This is a genomic window from Exiguobacterium sp. s183 (assembly GCF_018617655.1).
Lineage (GTDB): Bacteria > Bacillota > Bacilli > Exiguobacteriales > Exiguobacteriaceae > Exiguobacterium > Exiguobacterium aestuarii_A.
The window spans coordinates 411,714-428,552 of record NZ_JACSKN010000002.1 but is presented as its reverse complement, the minus strand read 5'-3'; the positions used below and the strand labels follow the sequence as shown (position 1 = coordinate 428,552).

The window sequence follows — 16,839 nt, the reverse complement described above, 5'->3', positions numbered from 1 at the left end:
GGCGCCGGTTATTCGTTTACTCATAGTTCCACTCGGTCGAGACCGTCTTCACCAAATGATTGGTCTAGTTGATCATGACGATACATCGAGGCGAGCACATATAGTAGGTCGCCTTCCTCGATGGATGTCTGTCCATTTGGTGGAATCAAATATTCGTTTCGGACGATGGCATTGACGACGGTGTTCGGTGGGAGCGTGATATCCGCTAACGTTTTGCCGATCATCGAGGAGCTCTCCGTGACAACATAAGGAACGAGCTTATGTTGAGACTGTTTACTCGAGACGAGGGCGATCGTATACGGCGAACGGATTTTGTCCGGTCCGAGCAACCCCAATTTTTCAGCGAGCGGCGTCAACGTCGTTCCTTGAATCAAGGCACTCGTCACGACGACGAAAAAGACGGCGTTGAATAACAGTTGACTATTTTCAGTGCCGGCAATGAGCGGGAAGGTTGCAAGGACGATTGGTACGGCTCCTTTTAAACCAGCCCATGAAATAAAGAATTTTTCTTTTCTTGTAAAAGCCATCCCGAGCGTCGATAAATAGACGGCAATCGGACGAGCCACGAACATGAGGACGAATGAAATGAGTAGTCCTTTCCAAATCAAGTCCGGTTCGATGAGTTGACGAGGGAAGACGAGCAACCCAAGAATGACGAACATGATGATTTGCATGATCCATGCAAGTGCTTCCGAGAATTGGACAATCGTCACTTCATGCGCCGTATCCGCATTTCCGACAATCATGGCGGCGATATACACGGCAAGCAGTCCACTTCCCAATAAGTAAGCCGTGACACCATATGTGAGGAATGCCATCGAAATCATGAGGACGGCATGAAGTCCACTCGACTCTAGTCTCAGGTGGTTCAACATGAGGCGGGACAGTTGACCGAGGACAAAGCCGATGAGGGCCCCGATAACGATTTGAAGAATGAACATCCAAATGCCATCCCATATGGTCGTGCCTGGCTTCATCATGAAGTCGAGAGCGAGAATCGTCAAAAACATCGCCATCGGGTCGTTCGTGCCGGACTCGGCTTCGAGTGTCGCACCGACTTTCGGTGAGATGTTCTTACCTTTAAATGCAGCGAAGACGGCAGCCGCATCGGTCGAACCGATAATCGCACCGAATAAGAAAGATTCAATCCAGTCGAAACCAAATACGAAACGAACGGCTACAGCGACGACGGTCGTGGTAATTAAGACACCGAATGTCGCAAGTGAGGCAGCTGGCGCGAGGACACTCCGAATCGATGACCATTTCGTCTGAAGACCCCCTTCAAACAAAATGACAATCAAGGCGGCTACCCCGATCAGCTGTGCCAGGTTGGAGTCGTCGAAGAAGATGAGACCGGTAATATCACTTCCCATGATCATGCCGATCCCCATAAACAAGATCAAGGCAGGCAAGCCGAAGCGAGTCGAGATTCGCGTTGCCATGACACCGGCTACAAGGAGGAGACCGAAGAGTAAAATGAGTACATCAGTACTGATGACAGGTACGGGCAAACACAACACTTCCTTTCTAAAACAATACTCTTAGGTTCATTATACCATGAAATCGTCTGATATTTCAGAATTGACGATTAGACCAACCTTACACATTGGAATTATAAGTTATGGGTATGGTAAAGTGAGAACAAGAATAGGGAGGGATGATGATGTCTAAAATTCACGTCATTCATGAGAACGAAGAATGGACGAACCATCTGGTTCATCGCTTAGAAGAACTACAGTTGCCTTATGAATTATGGCACTTGGACCAAGGGACGATTGATCTCGAAGCAACGCCCCCGGAAGGTGTCTTTTATAATCGCATGAGTGCTTCTTCGCACACACGCGGGCATCGGTATGCACCCGAATTGACGGAAGGTGTCCTTGCTTGGCTAGAAGCGCATGACCGTACCGTGTTCAACGGAACGCGTGCCATCCGCCTAGAAGTAAGCAAAGTCAATCAGTACACGGCGCTTCGCCGCGAAGGGATTCGTGTGCCGAAGACGATTGCGGCGGTCGGTAAAGACCAAATCATCGAGGCGGCTGAAAAGCTAGACATGACACCGTTCATCACGAAACATAATCGTGCCGGAAAAGGACTTGGTGTCCAATTGTTCTATACGATCGAAGGATTGAAGGAATATGTATACGGTCCCTCGTTTGAGGACTCGGTTGACGGCATCACGCTCATCCAACAATATATCGAAGCCCCAGAGCCGTATATTACCCGTTGTGAATTCATCGGTGGGAAGTTCCTTTATGCGGTGCGTGTCGATACATCGGAAGGATTCCAGCTCTGCCCGGCAGATGCCTGCTCGATTGAAGACCAGTTCTGCCCAGTCGGGGAGACGCCACCGGCGAAGTTTGAAATCGTCGAAGGGTTCGATGACCCGATCATTTCACAGCTTGAACAGTTCCTGAAAGCGAATGAGATTGATATCGCCGGAATTGAGATTATCCGAGACCGAGACGGTAACGTCTACGCCTACGACGTCAATACGAATACGAATTATAATTCCGACGCTGAAGCGAAAGCAGGGCGCTATGGGATGCTTGAATTGGCTACTTTCTTAGGCGACGCACTTCACGTCACCACGACAAAATAAGGGTCAGGCGCTCGCCTGACCCTTTTGCTGTGTATGTTTGAGTTGCTCTTCAAATCGATGTTGGACTAATTCTGCTGTCGGTGCCATTCGTTCGATGAACGAATCTAAACGTTCCGCAGTGTCACGATCGGTTTCTTTAAACACGCGCATCGTTGTTCACCTCGTTAATCAGGATTACTTGCTTACATCATCCTTAATTCCCGAGGTGCTATACGCGTAAACCTTTTACACGCTAAAGAATGTGCTCAAATTTTCTTTCGGTAAGATGTTTCCGACGTAGAAGTCGCCGAACTCACCGTATTTCGCACTCACTTCATCGAAGCGCATCTCGTAGACGATCTTCTTGAACTGAAGTGAATCTTCAGCGAAGAGCGTGACGCCCCATTCCCATGCGTCGAATCCAGTCGACCCACCGATGAACTGCTGAATCTTACCGGCGTAGCTACGACCGATCATGCTGTGGCGATACATGAGGTCTTTGCGCTCATCCATCGACAACATGTACCAGTTGTCGCCGTCGCGACGAGCCTTGCTCATCGGATAGAAACAGATGTGTGCGGCTTTTGGAAGTGTCGGGTAGAGACGTGAGCGGATATGAGGGTTTTGATATGGGTCCCCATCTCCAGATCCACGATACATACCGAGCTCGATGACCGATACGTACGAATACGACGGAATCATATAGTCGTATAGCGCTGTTTTGCGGAATGCGCGCTCGACGTCTTCAAGGTCGTTGAATGTCGGGCGAAGGACCATCAAGACGAGGTCTGCCTTTTGACCGAGAATCGAGTAGAAGGCGTGGCTTCCTTCGCCTTTTGCTTCAACTTCTTCAAGAGAGGCGAGGAACGCAGTGAACTCGTCAATCATCTGTTGACGCTTCTCGGCGTCGACGAGCTTCAAACGGGCCCAATCGATTGTGCGGAAATCATGAAGGGTATACCATCCGTCTAACGTGGCGGCGGCATGTTGTGTATCTGTTGTAGGTACTGGACGTTCTGACATAAAAAAATCTCCTTTCGGGACTTGGCTTCGCCGTCTATTTTACCATACACGCTTCACTGACTGGCAACTTTGAGACACTGTGAGGGTTATCACGATTCACGAAGGGTAAAGAACAGAGGGCAGAAACATGAAAACGGCTACAAAAATGGCTGTATCAGTCGATTTGTCAAAACTGTTCTATTCATATAATGATTGATTCTAAGCGATTTATGGCGAAATGGGCAGAATAGTTTATTTTAAAAAGGGTACTGTGTATAATTGAAATCGCGTAAAGACACAAGTCAACGGCAAAACCATTAGCAGTCATGCTGTAAATTGAGAAAAGGGGTTCACTCGTTATGAAATTATTTGAAACGTTGAAGCAAAAAGTCAGTCCGATTCGTCCGACAATCGTCTTCCCGGAAGGCGTCGATGAGCGTGTTCTTGGAGCAGCTGTTCGATTAAAGGCGGACGGTATGGTAGAACCGATCGTCGTCGGTGCGAAAGCAGACGTCGAAGCGGTTGCGGCAAAACACGGTTTTGACATCTCAGGTTTGACACAATACGACCCAGCGACATACGAAGACATCGATGTTCTTGTCGAATCATTCGTCGAGCGTCGTAAAGGGAAAGCGACAGCTGAACAAGCGCGCGAACTCCTCACATCAGACGTGAACTACTTCGGAACGATGCTCGTTCACACAGGAAAAGCAGAAGGTCTTGTCTCAGGCGCGATGCACGCGACGGCCGATACGGTACGTCCGGCACTTCAAATCATCAAGATGCAACCAGGTATCAAAAAGACGTCAGGTGTGTTCATCATGGTACGTGATAACGAGCAATACGTCTTCTCGGACTGTGCAATCAACATCGCACCGGATGCAGCAGACTTAGCAGAGAACGCGTTCTTGTCTGCAGCGACAGCGAAGACTTTCGGCATCGACCCACAAGTCGCGCTTCTCAGCTTCTCGACGAAAGGTTCTGCAAAGTCACCTGAAACAGAGAAAGTCGTGGAAGCTACACGTCTTGCGAAAGAAAAATCACCGAACCTTCCAATCGACGGAGAACTTCAATTCGATGCGGCATTCGTCCCTAGCGTAGCGGCGAAGAAAGCCCCGGGTTCTGACGTAGCTGGTAAGGCGAACGTATTCGTCTTCCCAAGTCTTGAAGCAGGAAACATTGGCTACAAGATGGTTCAACGTTTCGGTGGATTCGAAGCGATCGGCCCAATCCTTCAAGGTCTCAACAAACCAGTGAACGACTTATCACGTGGCTGTAACGAAGAGGACGTCTACAAATTGACGCTCATCACAGCAGCACAAGCAATCGACGAGCGCAACGAAGCGTAAGTTGGGAGCATCCTTCTTAATAGAAGGGTGCTTTTTTTGTGTTTTTTTGAATGGTAGCTGAGGTAAACTAAAAGAGGAATCTATTATCGAAAGGGGAGCTATGTATGCAAAGCATTCATGCAACGGAATTACGAGAAAAGTTAGAGAACGGGGAGTCTCTCCATATCATCGATGTGCGCGAACAAGATGAATATGATGCAGGGCATATCCCGAACGTACCGCTCTATCCACTATCTGAATTCCCACATGTGACAGAAAAGTTGGCACAAGACAATGTGTATCATGTCATCTGTCGCTCAGGTGGACGAAGTCAAACAGCGTGTGATTACTTAGAGTCACAAGGCTACAAAGTCGTCAACGTCGACGGCGGGATGCTCGCTTGGGATGGCGACATCGAAGCGTGATGTTAGAAAATCCTTGGGTCGTCGTACCGCTTCTCATCGCGCTTTACCTTACTGTCTATGCGGTGATGAAGCGATTTGACTGGGAGAAGTGGCGACTCGTCTGGGCAGTCTGGGTGATGCTCATCATCATCTTATTGACGATTGAACTCGTGACAAGTCTATAAAAAAATGCGGAACCATCTTGCAAAAGAGGTTCCGCATTTTTTTATGCGTCTTGACGCTTATCGAATGTGATCGATGCGATGGCATCGTGTTGGTGAATCGATTCTTCGTTACGGCATTCGACGAAGAAGTTCACGACTTCTTTCATCTCGTACAAGTCAGCCGCGATCAAGCGGACCATATCTTCTACGAAACGTGGGTTTTCGTACGCGATTTCAGTCGCACGTTTTTCATCCGGACGTTTGAGGACCGGATGGAGTGGTGCTGAGGCGTTCGACTCCGCTGCATCGAGAAGTGCCGCACGCCAGTCGAATCCGTCCATCGACGTTTCATCAAGACCTGCTTCGATCGTGATGTATCCACGTTGGTTATGGGCGCTGTACTCACTGATTTCTTTTGAACATGGGCAAAGCGTTGTGACGTTGATGACGAGACCGACCGTCACGTTTGCGACGCCCGTTTCAAGGTTGTACGTCACACGGTGCATGACGTCTGCGTTCATCAAACCGCTAAGACCTGTCGCAGGTGCTTTACGCGTGAAGAACCATGGGTAACGGATTGTCAATTGGCCTTCCGTTTGTTCCATACGCTCGGCAAGCTCCTGTGCGAACTCGATCAACGAACCGTTCGATACCGTCCATCCTTGTTGATGGTACGCGTCGAGCTGTTCAGTCAAACGGGACATGTTGATTCCTTTACGATCTTGAACGAGCGATGTCGTCAATTCGAATGTAGCGACCGTTGATTGGACCCCTTCTGGCGTCTCGACGTTCACAGGGTGCTTCACATTTGAGATGCCGACACTGTCGAGGGCGAATAAGAAGTTTTTCGGTGTATTTTGTAAATCGACCATCTGTTCTTTCTCGGTCGGCTTTGTTCCTTTAATCGGTGGGACCGACCCGAACAATTTATGTCGTTCTGCTTTAGTAGGTAAAGCGACATGGCTTGTAGACATAATCGGATTCTCCTTTTTTAGAGCGGTTCAAAGGACCACTCGTTCTTGTTAGGATTTTATCACGAAATGATGGCTGAACGGGTATGATTTTGCTCTCATAACATGTTTTCAATATGCAATTGCAAAAAAATCCTTCAGATATTGAACAAAGAGGATTGATTTACTTTGTGAACGGGAATAAAATGGTCCTGTGAACTTAAAAAATAGATCACTGTTAAATATGAAGGAACTGAAAGAAAAAAGGAGATGTTTTTATGGATTGGCAGTTAGTTCTGCAGTATGCCTGGATTGTCGTCGTACTCGTCGGTTTGGAAGGCTTGTTATCTGCAGACAACGCGCTCGTCTTGGCCGTCATGGTCAAACACTTGCCGCGTACAGAGCAGAAGAAGGCATTGTTCTACGGACTCTTAGGGGCGTTCGTCTTCCGATTTATCGCATTGTTCTTGATCTCGTTCTTGATCAATGTATGGCAAGTACAGGCACTCGGTGCACTTTACTTAATCGGAATGAGTGCGCGACACCTGTATATGACCTATAAGGCGAGGAAGATGGAGCCGCAACAGGAGTTGGCGGCCGAAGCGAAAGAAGAGACGGCTGTCACAGAAAAGCCGGTATCGAAGAAAGAGTTTTGGCTCACTGTTGCGAAAGTCGAATTTGCAGACATCGCCTTTGCGGTCGATTCGATTTTGGCAGCGGTCGCACTTGCGGTCAGCTTGCCACCGCTCGGTCTTGGTGAAATCGGTGGGATTGACTCGGGTCAGTTCTTCGTCGTGTTGACAGGTGGACTCATCGGGGTCGTCTTGATGCGATTTGCAGCACGTATTTTCGTCAAGTTGCTTCATCAGCGTCCTACACTTGAAACGGCCGCCTTCATCATCGTCGGTTGGGTCGGGGTCAAATTGACGGTTCTCGTACTCGAGCACCCAGGGTTCAAAGAGTTGATTGCCGGTACGCCGTTCGAATTCATGGGACTCCCAGACGGATTCGTCCACTCGACAGCTTGGACCATCTTCTTCTGGTCAGTCATGGTCGGGATTGCGACATGGGGCTGGTTCTCATCGAAACCAACAGCAAAACAAGCATAATCTCCAAAAGCGTATCTTCTCACGGGAAGTACGCTTTTTTTTTTGTTTTCATTTCTGTGATACGAGGGAATATATCAAATAGATACTATCTTTTAGATAGGAGGGATCGAATGCCTCGTGAAAATATGACACGATACGCTGTTTTAGGCTTATTGACGACGGAGTGTCGAACAGGATATGACATGAAACAGATGATTGATCGTAGCCTTAACCATTTTTGGAAAATTAGTTTCGGTCAAGTGTATCCGATGCTCCGGACGTTAGAAACAGAAGGATTGATTCATCAGGTGGAAGACAATGAACGGAAAGCATACGAGCTGACGTCAAGCGGTCACGACGAGTTAAGACAATGGATTGCAGAAGAGCCGGATACGTTACCAGTTCAACGGAATGAGCTCTTGCTAAAATTGTTCTTCGCTCGACATGAGACGATGGAGCAAACAATCAGCAAAATTACACACCATGAACGATTGCTACGGGAACGACTGGAGACGTATAAAGCCATCGAGACGATGATTCAAGCGAGCGACTCGCAATCACCTGACGCTGTTTATTGGTTGTTGACACTCGATTATGGAAAACGCCAAACGAAGGCGTTGATTGAATGGTGTGAAGCAGCTGTGATCACCCTCAAAGGAGGAGAAAACGATGGCGCTCAAAATGGCCGTCCCGAATGAAGAAGTAGTGGTGTTTGTCATTGGCTTACGAGTGAATCGTTTGCGATCGATTCGAAAATGGTGGCCGGTCTTCAATGCCATGCCGGCCATGCTGAAAGAATTGTATACACAGAAGGAACTTGGCTTTCTGTCACATGATCTGACGATTGGTTGGCGCTCGGTCACGTTGATTCAATATTGGCGGTCAACAGATGAATTACTCGACTATGCGTACGGGAACACGCATCTTGAGGCGTGGAAAGCATTCAATCAAAAGGCAAGGGCGACGGATGTCGTTGGTATTTTCCACGAAACATACGCAGGGAGTAATTATGAGACGATGTATGTCAATCTACCGGATCGTGGTCTCGGTAAAGCGCTTGGTACTGTGGATGTAGGCAAAGGAAGAAATTCGGCAAAAGAGCGATTGGGTGAACGGTCTTTACACGAGCAAAAGCAACGGACAGATGCATGACGCACCTGCCCGTTTTTATTATGCATTCACATTTTCTTTGTCGTAGATCGGCACCCAGCCCTCGGTCGTCACGAAAATACGAACGGCGACGACTTGGCGGTCTTCTTGCAACGTGAAGTAATGACGCGTGTTGACCGGCACCGAGATGAGGTCACCCGGATTGAGCTCGATATTAAAGTACCCGCGCTCTGCATCGTCAATCGCAAAGATGCCGTGACCACTGACGATGAAGCGAACCTCGTCATCCGTATGGTGATGTTCTTTTTGGAAGTTGACGAGCAGTTCGTCTAAGTTTGGCGTCGCATCAGACAAGGAAATAACGTCAGCCGTTTGATAACCACGTCGCGTCGATACGTCTTGAATCTCGTCTTGGAACGTCGATAAAATGACGGCTTTGTCTTCATCTGTCAGTTGATAGTTTTCTTGAAGGGAAGCTGGTAATTTCGCGATATCCCATGCTTCGTAAAGGATGCCTCGTGAGTCTAAAAAGTCACGTACCTCTTGTTGATCACTGACACGTTCTTCGGTTTGTTGAAAATAAATCGTTGCCATGTTGAATTCCTCCTTATGAATGGACGCCTAAGGCGCGTAATTTTAATGAGTAGCTAAACAAAAATTCATATGCCTCTAAATAACGTTTTGCTGCAGCGGGCGTCTCTCCCCAAACGGTGATCCCGTGATTCCGGATGAGAACGGCTCCGGCATCGCTTGTGACATGTGGGGCAAATGCACGGGCGAGTGTCGGGATATCCGCATGATTCTCGATGATCGGGATCCGGACACTGGCCGTTTCCTCCCAATAGCCGAGTGCCTTGATGATTTCTTGGCCCGTGAACGTGACTTGTCCGTTCGCCGCGTAAAGCTCTGAGATGACGTTATTGTCGACGGTATGCACGTGAAGAGAACAGGTTGCGTTCGTGTTGTTAAAGATTTCGACGTGTAGCAACGTCTCCGCGGACGGTCTGCCTGTTTGCTCTCCAATCAATTGACCGGTCGCATCGACGAGGACGAAGTCTTCATTGGTGCGCTTTCGTTTATCACGACCGCTTGCCGTTACGAGGAACGTCAACGGGTCGTCCGATACGCGGATCGCCAGATTGCCACTCGTCCCGGGGAACCAGTCCCGGGCGGCAAGCTCGTCTTTAATGTCGGCGAGTTCTACCCATCGTTCTTGTACGGTCATACGTTCACTCCTTTCATGTGAGCTGAAATGTCATAGAATGTCTCGAACGGAACATAGTGGATTCCTTCTGTCTCGCAAAGTGAAATCAGTTGACCCCGCGCATACACGACGTCGGCACGTTTGGCGATTTCAAAATCGGTGACGGAGTCCCCGATGACGATCAACGTATCGGTAGGTGAGACGATCTGTCGGGCAATCGTCGGCTTGCAACATCCGCAATCATTCGAGCAATGGGCATCGCATGAATGAGGCCATATGACACGTGCCGTCTCCCTTGAAAAATCAACGTGATTGCAGTAGATGTGTTCCGGTGCCACATGACCTTCTAGAATCGGATGGACGAAAAAGTCCATACCGCCACTGACGACATCAAATCGAAAGCCAAGTGACTGTGTCTCTTGTAAAAACTTGATGAACCCTGGCCGAAGCGTGATGGTTGACTGCAGAAAGTCATGATACAAAGCTTGCTGATGACTCGGGAGCAGGCTGAACATTTGACCGACGCCTTCTCGAATGGAGAGCGTTTGGTTCAAAACACCTTCTTTGAGTTCGACCCATTCAGGTGGGGCGAAGCGTCGCATCAACGCGATGATGTTATCTTCTTCCGTGATGGTGCCGTCGAAATCACAGATGACGTGCGTACTCATCGCGTACCCCACGCATCCAACGCGGTCGATAACGCATCGGTCTCGCTCATCTTACCGATTGCCTGGTCAATTGCTTGGCGGAATGCCCTCGCTCCGGCAGCCGCACCGTCGGGATGCCCATGAATCCCACCGCCGGCATTGATGACGACATCCGTTCCGAAGTCACGAATCAAATCCGGGACGAGTCCTGGGTGAATTCCGGCAGAAGGGACCGTCAGAATCGGTTTCGTCCAATGAGGTTCTGTCGCGTAAGTTTGAATCTGTTCTGCTTCGTCTTTCGGTGTCGACAGTGAACCATATGGTGACGGGAAAAGCGTCAAGTCCGCCCCGGCGAGTCGAATCAGTTTCCCGAAAAGGAGGGAATGACGAATCGATCCGGTCAACGCTCCTGCAAAAGCGGGATGTGCCAAAATCGGGACGTGAATCTCGGGATCTTTAGCGAGTTCCCGTAACGCGTCGAGCCCGTACGTATACACGTTGAACAAAAGTGCGGTCGCGCCTGCCTCAATCAAACGTTTCGCCTGGTCGCGTAAGGTGAAAACGGGTCCGCTCAACGTGACGGCGTATAGAACGGAACGACCCGTTAGTTCTTGGTGTTCTTGAATGATCGATGCTCCAATCCGAGCCCGTTCGAGCGATGGGGTGAGCGGATTGTCATATAAAATCTCATCGTCTTTCACAAGATCGATGCCACCTGTAAACTGGTCACGAAGTTGTGTCGCCAAAAAATCAAGGTCACGCCCGATGACGCCTTTGAAGATGCTCATGGCGAGCGGTCGGTCGTATACTCGAAGGATGTCGCGGACACCTTCGACTCCGAATGCGGCACCCGGAAAGTCCGATGCGAGCTCGTTTGGGAGCGTTAGGTCGACAAGTTGGACGCTTGGGTCGAGCGACAGCTTTCCGAATGTCGTCGTCAGAATGGACGAAAAGTCCGGCGTCACATTATGTAGCGGGTAACGAATCGAGAAGCGACTCGTCGTTTCCTGTTGGGAGGTATCGATGACCTCACCGCGGAATGCCTGTAGTTGATGCTGCTCGAGATGGTTCAATTCGGTCCATGTGCCGACGGTCAGCTCATGTGCGATTTTTTCAGCCACGTGCTCGACGTGATCGGTATGTTTGATTTCATAAGTAGCGATGATTCCCATAAGTTCCTCCTTTCAGGTCAAACAAAAATGACCTCTTGGCTTGGCAAGAGGTCATTCGAAAACAATGAACTCTTATCTCTCAGCGATAGCTGCAAGAATTAGCACCGTGCCATTTCTGGTCGGTTGCTGCGACATCATCGGGCTTGTCCCTCCGTCTGCTCTTGATAAGAATAGTTGTGAAGTTGTGAAATTTAATTGAATTTTTACATAGAATCGCTCACTCGTCAATTCCTTTTTTTGAGAAAAAAAGTTTGAAAATAATGTTTCTATATATGCGTGTCAAAAATAGGGAGTCGACCGAAAATAGAGGATTGACAACTAGCGTGCCTAGTCCGTAATATTCGTCTCAACACGTCAAACACAATTACATCATTTACTCTTATCGCGAGTTGGCAGAGGGAATTGGCCCTAAGACGCCGCAGCAACCGACCATTTGGCACGGTGCTACATCCACCAGACATATGTCTGAAAGATGAGAGGAACAACCAATTTGGGTGTGCCTCTTTCTCGCGGAGAAAGGGGCTTTTTTCATGCATAGATTCAAGAAAGGGGAAAATCATCATGGCTTATGAGGCGTTTACAGAACAAAGTGTCGTCGAACACGTTCGACAGTTGGGGTTACTAGAAGAGGGGATTGCAGAATGTGAGGAAATCGGAGATGGAAATTTAAATCTCGTCTTTCGCATTCGTCAAGGAGAAACGTCATTAATCGTGAAACAGGCGTTGCCGTACGCAAAAGTCGTTGGAGAGAGCTGGCCGCTCACGCTTGACCGTTCGTGGATTGAACAACTGGCACTCCGTGAGTTTTCAAAAGTCGTACCACAATTCGTACCAGATGTACTCGGTAGCGACCGTGAACTCGCCTATACGATTTTAGAAGATTTGTCAGCGTTTGAAATCGTCCGGACGGGTTTCCTAAAAGGAGAGAGCTATCCGAATTTGGCGCGTCACGTCGGTACATTCCTCGGGGAAACGTTGTTTGCGACATCTGACTATGCGAAAGGACCGCTCGCCAAGAAACAAATCGAAAAAGAGTATTACAATCCAGAGCTATGCGATATCACAGAAAAACTGATCTTCACTGATCCGTATCGTGATGCAGAATCGAATCAAATCGAAACGCCTCTTCGTCCGGACGTGGAGCAGCTTTGGTCAGACCTCGCCTTGAAAATTGAAGTGACGAAATTGAAGGTCGGGTTCGTGACTAAACACGAAGCGTTGCTACATGGGGATTTACATACTGGAAGCATTTTTGCGACGCGTCAGGAAACAAAAATCATCGATCCTGAGTTTGCATTTTATGGTCCATTCGGTTTTGACATCGGTCAAATCATCGCCCATTTGGTGTTCTCGACGTATGCACATCCGTTGAAGCGGTTCGAACGCTTCACAGAAGTGCTCACTGTCTGGGAAACGTTCGAAAAAACGTTCCGTACACGCTTCACACAGGCGGTCGAGACATTCAACACAGTAGGATTCGTGGACGAACTGTTGCCATCGATTTTGAGTGATGCGATCGGCTACGCGGGCTGCGAATTGATTCGTCGGACGGTCGGTCTAGCGGGCGTCGCTGACTTGGAAACATTGCCAGACGACCTTCGTATCGAACGGAAACGTCATGCCCTAGAACTCGGCACGCGTCTCATCAAACAGCGTCATCAGATTCAATCCATCGACCAGCTGATCCCGGTTCTATCGGAGGTGCGGGTATGAGTGTGCAAAGTATTCATTTCGATGCCGACACCGAGGTGTTGACGATTTTAGATCAGACACAGTTGCCGCAAGAAGAGCGCTATGTCGAAGTGATAACGCTCGAACAGGCCGAACAGGCGATCAAGTCGCTCCAAGTCCGAGGTGCGCCGGCCATCGCTTACTTCGGGGCGTTCGTCCTTGCGAAAGAAGCGTCACGCCTGCAAGACAATCCCTATTTTCATCTCCAATTGAATCAGGTTGGTCAACGGTTGATTGCGACAAGACCAACAGCGATCAACTTACAGCATGTCATCGAATCACTCCTTCGACTGAATGTGGGGGAAGACTTTGAGCAGATTGCAAAAGCCATCAAAGTGCGTGCGATTGAAATCTATGAACAAGACGTGGCCACGTATCGCACGATTGGTGAACATGCGTTGACTGTGTTACCTGCTGGAGGGAACGTGTTGACGATTTGTAACGCCGGTGCCATTGCGACGTCACGGTACGGTACCGCGCTCGCTCCGTTTTATGTCGGAAAAGAACGAGGCATCCCGTTTCGTGTATTCGCGTCGGAAACTCGTCCACTGCTTCAAGGGGCACGGTTGACGGTGTGGGAGCTCGACCGGGCAGACATCGACGTCACATTGATCACGGATAATATGGCAGCGTGGACGATTCAGACGAAACAAATCGATGCCATCATCGTCGGGGCGGACCGCATCACCCGTACCGGTCATACGGCAAACAAGATCGGGACACTCCAGCTCGCGATTTTGGCGAAGCATTACGGCATCCCGTTTTATGTGGCAGCCCCGCATTCGACGTTTGATTTGGAAGCAGACGACACGATTCAAATCGAAGAACGGGACGCGCATGAAGTGACCCATATCGGGGGACACCCGACGGCACTCGTCGGCATCACCGTCTTCAATCCGGCGTTTGATGTGACCCCACCAGAACTCATCACCGGTCTGATCACAGAGACAGGTGTGCTCGAACCGACCGAGTCGGTCATTGTACAACACGTAGGAGGAAACGCATATGTCTAAAAAAATCATCTTCTTCCTGTTGACCGTCATCTTAGCACTTGCTGGATGCACGAACGAACAGGCGCAACCGAAAACGACCGCGACAACAAATAAAATGGAGACGAAAACAGTCAGCGTATCAAATGAGACGCTTCCGAAAGACCTAAAAGTCGCCCTCGTCATGCAGATGTCGATTGGGACGTTCTCTTCGCAATATATCGAAGGGGTGACCGAGCAAGTCGAAGCGTTCGGTGGCAACGTGAAAGTGTATAACGCCGATAATGATTTATCGAAGATGGCGAGTTATGTCGATACGGCCACGACGCAAGGGGTCGATGTGATTTTGATTGACCACGGACGTGCCGATGCCTTGAAAGAGCCTGTTCAACGGGCACTCGATAAGGGCATCAAAGTCGTCGCATTCGATAACGATTTAACGAATGAAGGGGTGACGGTCATCGATCAAGATGATTATTCCCTCGCTTGGCGTTCACTCAAAGCTCTTGCTGAAGATTTGGACGGGGAAGGGAACATCGTCACAATCTGGGTCGGCGGATTCACGCCGATGGAACGTCGTCATACGATTTATGACGCGTTCTTGAAACGATATCCAGGTATCCAGGAAGTCGCAAAGTTCGGTTCGGCGACGAACAACACGGCGCTCGATACACAAAGTCAGATGGAGGCGATTTTGAAGAAGTATCCGGAAGGCGAAATCGACGCGGTGTTTGCGATGTGGGATGAGTTCGCCAAAGGGGCGAGCCGTGCCATCAAGCAAGCAGGACGTGACGAGATTGCGGTTTACGGGATTGACTTGAGTGACGAAGATCTACAACTCATGCAAGAAGATGGGAGTCCGTGGGGCGTGACGGCCGCGACGGATCCTGCTGAAATCGGTCGCATCCAAGTCCGTTACGCTTATCAAAAAGTGGTCGGGGAAGAAACCCCTTCGATTCACTCGGTCGATCCTTATTTAGTGGACCGTGACGTCTTGCCGGATGAACCTGTCACGATGAGTGACCTCGGACAATACGTTCCGGGTTGGGGTGAGTCGAATGCGGCATGGTCGGACTGGATGAAGGAGACCGACTGATGATTCGCTTGGAACGAATCACGAAACAGTATGGTGAAGTGACCGTACTCGATCAGCTGTCGTTCAGCCTAAAACCGGGAGACATTCATGGACTCCTCGGTCTGAACGGGGCGGGTAAGAGTACACTGATCAAGCTACTGAACGGCACGGTCGAACCGACGTCCGGCGAACTGTCCATTGACGGGACGACCACGCGTCTCACACCGGCGGAAGCGATTCGTCAAGGCATTATCACGGTGTCGCAAGAAGTGGATGACGCGCTCTATTTGGACTTGCCTGTATACGAGAATGTTCTTCCATGGCAGACGGTGAAACGGATTCGCCCACAACTGTTGAAACAGCGGGCAAAAGACGTGCTATCCCGGGTCGGGTTAGACATCGATCCAACGCGTCCGGCCGGTCACTACCCGCTCAGCGTAAAGCAACGTCTGCTTATCGCTCGGGCGCTTGAGAGTGATGCCAAGTATTTATTACTCGATGAACCGACCGCCGCCTTGTCGGAAACGGATGCCGATGCCTTGCTTGAATTATTACAAACACTGGCGGCAGAAGGGGTAGGCATCGTGTTGGTCACGCACCGATCAGACGAACTGACGCGCGTCACGTCAACATCTACGTTTCTTCGAGACGGACGCGTCGTATATGAGGGACCGTTTCAACCCCTTTCCACGGAAGCCGTTCAAACCTTTTTGAGTGGGACGACATTTGAATGGACACAAGAAAAGGCAACCCCTGAGGAGGAGAGTCGCTTATCCGCGCAGTTGACTCTCCCTGCGTTCGGAACGAATCTCTCCGTTGAAGCGTACCGTGGGGAAGTGCTCGGGATTGGAGGATTGACGGGAAGCGGGAAGACGGAACTGGTAGAAGCCTTGTTCGGTCTTTCTGGGCTTCGTCAATTGATCACGGTTGATGGAACAATACACGTGATCAAAGAACCGACAGACGCCGTACGTTTAGGGTTTGCACTCGTTCCGGAGGAGAGACGTCGTCACGGATTATTTCTAGACGAGACGATTGAGCGGAATGTGATTTCTGTCGCAGGAAAGACCGATGGGGTCTCTGACGTATTGGCATCGCTTCGCGTTCGCTATGCGAACGTGAAACAAGCGGTCGGTGAGCTGAGTGGTGGAAATCAGCAGAAGGTCGTCTTTAGCAAATGGTTACTCGACGACCGCGACATCTATTTGCTCGACGAACCGACAAAAGGAATTGATATTGCAGCGAAGCAAGATGTGTATGAACGCGTCATTGCACTCGCGAAACAAGGGAAGACCGTGTTGTTCACGTCAAGTGAGCGACATGAACTTGAACGGGTCGCCAATCGGATTCTTTGGCTCGACCGTGGACAATTTGTAGAGAAAGGAGGCGCATGA

19 protein-coding genes and 2 riboswitches are annotated in these 16,839 nt (G+C 49.6%); of the genes, 11 read left to right on the top strand and 8 right to left on the bottom strand.

The genetic code is table 11. From position 1 onward, the window contains the following. Positions 1 to 20 precede the first annotated feature (20 nt). A complete protein-coding gene (locus KNP62_RS07655; protein ID WP_214784959.1) occupies positions 21 to 1,511 on the bottom strand; it encodes a potassium/proton antiporter in 1,491 nt (496 codons plus the stop codon). A 152-nt stretch (positions 1,512 to 1,663) separates the two neighbouring features. On the opposite strand from KNP62_RS07655, the gene KNP62_RS07650 reads away from it, so the two are divergent. Then, positions 1,664 to 2,602: an ATP-grasp domain-containing protein gene (locus KNP62_RS07650; RefSeq protein WP_214784957.1), complete on the top strand. Its 939-nt coding sequence runs from the start codon at positions 1,664 to 1,666 to the stop codon at positions 2,600 to 2,602. Positions 2,603 to 2,605: 3 nt separating this feature from the next. Here the strand turns inward: KNP62_RS07650 and KNP62_RS07645 are convergent, their stop codons facing one another. Together KNP62_RS07645 and hemQ are read right to left on the bottom strand one after the other, a co-directional pair. Continuing rightward, complete coding sequence (locus tag KNP62_RS07645; RefSeq protein ID WP_012727492.1) at positions 2,606 to 2,752, bottom strand: hypothetical protein; 147 nt, start codon at positions 2,750 to 2,752, stop codon at positions 2,606 to 2,608. Between the two features lie 75 nt (positions 2,753 to 2,827). Further along, positions 2,828 to 3,604, bottom strand: coding sequence for a hydrogen peroxide-dependent heme synthase (gene hemQ, locus KNP62_RS07640; RefSeq protein WP_214784955.1), 777 nt, complete (start codon positions 3,602 to 3,604; stop codon positions 2,828 to 2,830). A gap of 338 nt (positions 3,605 to 3,942) precedes the next feature. On the opposite strand from hemQ, the gene pta reads away from it, so the two are divergent. The 3 genes from pta to KNP62_RS07625 all read left to right on the top strand — a co-directional run bounded on the left by pta (position 3,943) and on the right by KNP62_RS07625 (position 5,500). After that, positions 3,943 to 4,932, top strand: a complete 990-nt coding sequence (gene pta / locus KNP62_RS07635; protein ID WP_214784953.1) for a phosphate acetyltransferase — start codon at positions 3,943 to 3,945, stop codon at positions 4,930 to 4,932. Between the two features lie 104 nt (positions 4,933 to 5,036). Further along, entirely contained in the window at positions 5,037 to 5,336 is a 300-nt protein-coding gene (locus KNP62_RS07630) for a rhodanese-like domain-containing protein (protein WP_074035656.1), read from the top strand. Continuing rightward, positions 5,333 to 5,500, top strand: coding sequence for a hypothetical protein (locus tag KNP62_RS07625; protein ID WP_158024803.1), 168 nt, complete (start codon positions 5,333 to 5,335; stop codon positions 5,498 to 5,500). The genes KNP62_RS07630 and KNP62_RS07625 overlap by 4 nt, the downstream gene beginning before the upstream one ends. Before the next feature lie 41 nt (positions 5,501 to 5,541). Here the strand turns inward: KNP62_RS07625 and folE2 are convergent, their stop codons facing one another. Beyond that, positions 5,542 to 6,453: a GTP cyclohydrolase FolE2 gene (gene folE2, locus KNP62_RS07620; protein ID WP_214784951.1), complete on the bottom strand. Its 912-nt coding sequence runs from the start codon at positions 6,451 to 6,453 to the stop codon at positions 5,542 to 5,544. 254 nt (positions 6,454 to 6,707) lie between these two features. Here folE2 and KNP62_RS07615 point away from each other — a divergent pair, with 254 nt between their 5' ends. The 3 genes from KNP62_RS07615 (at position 6,708) to KNP62_RS07605 (ending at position 8,669) form a co-directional block, all read left to right on the top strand. Next, positions 6,708 to 7,538 carry a TerC family protein gene (locus KNP62_RS07615; RefSeq protein WP_214784949.1) on the top strand — a complete coding sequence of 277 codons (831 nt, stop codon included), beginning with the start codon at positions 6,708 to 6,710 and terminating at the stop codon, positions 7,536 to 7,538. Between the two features lie 110 nt (positions 7,539 to 7,648). Beyond that, complete coding sequence (locus KNP62_RS07610) at positions 7,649 to 8,215, top strand: PadR family transcriptional regulator (RefSeq protein WP_214784947.1); 567 nt, start codon at positions 7,649 to 7,651, stop codon at positions 8,213 to 8,215. Further along, the gene (locus KNP62_RS07605) at positions 8,187 to 8,669 is read left to right on the top strand and encodes a DUF4188 domain-containing protein (RefSeq protein WP_214784945.1); all 483 of its coding nucleotides are present in this window, start codon (positions 8,187 to 8,189) and stop codon (positions 8,667 to 8,669) included. The genes KNP62_RS07610 and KNP62_RS07605 overlap by 29 nt, the downstream gene beginning before the upstream one ends. An 18-nt stretch (positions 8,670 to 8,687) precedes the next feature. Here KNP62_RS07605 and KNP62_RS07600 read toward each other — a convergent pair whose 3' ends face one another. Genes KNP62_RS07600 through KNP62_RS07585 form a run of 4 tightly spaced genes read right to left on the bottom strand, consistent with a single transcriptional unit; the run spans position 8,688 to position 11,650 of the window. Beyond that, positions 8,688 to 9,221, bottom strand: coding sequence for a cupin domain-containing protein (locus KNP62_RS07600; protein WP_214744752.1), 534 nt, complete (start codon positions 9,219 to 9,221; stop codon positions 8,688 to 8,690). Between the two features lie 13 nt (positions 9,222 to 9,234). Continuing rightward, entirely contained in the window at positions 9,235 to 9,852 is a 618-nt protein-coding gene (locus tag KNP62_RS07595) for a methylthioribulose 1-phosphate dehydratase (RefSeq protein WP_214784943.1), read from the bottom strand. Next, a complete protein-coding gene (locus tag KNP62_RS07590) occupies positions 9,849 to 10,499 on the bottom strand; it encodes a 2-hydroxy-3-keto-5-methylthiopentenyl-1-phosphate phosphatase (RefSeq protein WP_214784941.1) in 651 nt (216 codons plus the stop codon). The genes KNP62_RS07595 and KNP62_RS07590 overlap by 4 nt, the downstream gene beginning before the upstream one ends. Next, positions 10,496 to 11,650 carry a 2,3-diketo-5-methylthiopentyl-1-phosphate enolase gene (locus KNP62_RS07585; protein ID WP_214784939.1) on the bottom strand — a complete coding sequence of 385 codons (1,155 nt, stop codon included), beginning with the start codon at positions 11,648 to 11,650 and terminating at the stop codon, positions 10,496 to 10,498. Before KNP62_RS07585 ends, KNP62_RS07590 begins: the two co-directional genes overlap by 4 nt. 69 nt (positions 11,651 to 11,719) lie before the next feature. Then, positions 11,720 to 11,821: riboswitch (SAM riboswitch) on the bottom strand. A gap of 205 nt (positions 11,822 to 12,026) precedes the next feature. Beyond that, a riboswitch (SAM riboswitch) is annotated at positions 12,027 to 12,129 on the top strand. Positions 12,130 to 12,211: 82 nt separating this feature from the next. Between KNP62_RS07585 and mtnK the strand changes: the two genes are divergently transcribed. Genes mtnK through KNP62_RS07565 form a run of 4 tightly spaced genes read left to right on the top strand, consistent with a single transcriptional unit; the run spans position 12,212 to position 16,839 of the window. Next, a complete protein-coding gene (mtnK, locus tag KNP62_RS07580; RefSeq protein WP_214784937.1) occupies positions 12,212 to 13,363 on the top strand; it encodes an S-methyl-5-thioribose kinase in 1,152 nt (383 codons plus the stop codon). Beyond that, a complete protein-coding gene (gene mtnA, locus KNP62_RS07575) occupies positions 13,360 to 14,394 on the top strand; it encodes an S-methyl-5-thioribose-1-phosphate isomerase (RefSeq protein ID WP_214784935.1) in 1,035 nt (344 codons plus the stop codon). The genes mtnK and mtnA overlap by 4 nt, the downstream gene beginning before the upstream one ends. Beyond that, the gene (locus KNP62_RS07570) at positions 14,387 to 15,466 is read left to right on the top strand and encodes a sugar ABC transporter substrate-binding protein (protein WP_214784933.1); all 1,080 of its coding nucleotides are present in this window, start codon (positions 14,387 to 14,389) and stop codon (positions 15,464 to 15,466) included. Before mtnA ends, KNP62_RS07570 begins: the two co-directional genes overlap by 8 nt. Then, entirely contained in the window at positions 15,466 to 16,839 is a 1,374-nt protein-coding gene (locus KNP62_RS07565) for a sugar ABC transporter ATP-binding protein (protein ID WP_214784931.1), read from the top strand. Before KNP62_RS07570 ends, KNP62_RS07565 begins: the two co-directional genes overlap by 1 nt.

Excerpts from the sequence above, each read along its gene's own strand:
- KNP62_RS07570 (WP_214784933.1), top strand. The coding sequence starts at position 14,387 with ATGTCTAAAAAAATCATCTTCTTCCTGTTGACCGTCATCTTAGCACTT.
- KNP62_RS07590 (WP_214784941.1), bottom strand. The coding sequence starts at position 10,499 with ATGAGTACGCACGTCATCTGTGATTTCGACGGCACCATCACGGAAGAA.
- mtnA (WP_214784935.1), top strand. The coding sequence starts at position 13,360 with ATGAGTGTGCAAAGTATTCATTTCGATGCCGACACCGAGGTGTTGACG.
- KNP62_RS07630 (WP_074035656.1), top strand. The coding sequence starts at position 5,037 with ATGCAAAGCATTCATGCAACGGAATTACGAGAAAAGTTAGAGAACGGG.
- folE2 (WP_214784951.1), bottom strand. The coding sequence starts at position 6,453 with ATGTCTACAAGCCATGTCGCTTTACCTACTAAAGCAGAACGACATAAA.
- KNP62_RS07610 (WP_214784947.1), top strand. The coding sequence starts at position 7,649 with ATGCCTCGTGAAAATATGACACGATACGCTGTTTTAGGCTTATTGACG.
- KNP62_RS07585 (WP_214784939.1), bottom strand. The coding sequence starts at position 11,650 with ATGGGAATCATCGCTACTTATGAAATCAAACATACCGATCACGTCGAG.
- KNP62_RS07600 (WP_214744752.1), bottom strand. The coding sequence starts at position 9,221 with ATGGCAACGATTTATTTTCAACAAACCGAAGAACGTGTCAGTGATCAA.
- pta (WP_214784953.1), top strand. The coding sequence starts at position 3,943 with ATGAAATTATTTGAAACGTTGAAGCAAAAAGTCAGTCCGATTCGTCCG.
- KNP62_RS07565 (WP_214784931.1), top strand. The coding sequence starts at position 15,466 with ATGATTCGCTTGGAACGAATCACGAAACAGTATGGTGAAGTGACCGTA.
- hemQ (WP_214784955.1), bottom strand. The coding sequence starts at position 3,604 with ATGTCAGAACGTCCAGTACCTACAACAGATACACAACATGCCGCCGCC.
- KNP62_RS07615 (WP_214784949.1), top strand. The coding sequence starts at position 6,708 with ATGGATTGGCAGTTAGTTCTGCAGTATGCCTGGATTGTCGTCGTACTC.
- KNP62_RS07650 (WP_214784957.1), top strand. The coding sequence starts at position 1,664 with ATGTCTAAAATTCACGTCATTCATGAGAACGAAGAATGGACGAACCAT.
- KNP62_RS07595 (WP_214784943.1), bottom strand. The coding sequence starts at position 9,852 with ATGACCGTACAAGAACGATGGGTAGAACTCGCCGACATTAAAGACGAG.
- mtnK (WP_214784937.1), top strand. The coding sequence starts at position 12,212 with ATGGCTTATGAGGCGTTTACAGAACAAAGTGTCGTCGAACACGTTCGA.
- KNP62_RS07645 (WP_012727492.1), bottom strand. The coding sequence starts at position 2,752 with ATGCGCGTGTTTAAAGAAACCGATCGTGACACTGCGGAACGTTTAGAT.
- KNP62_RS07605 (WP_214784945.1), top strand. The coding sequence starts at position 8,187 with ATGGCGCTCAAAATGGCCGTCCCGAATGAAGAAGTAGTGGTGTTTGTC.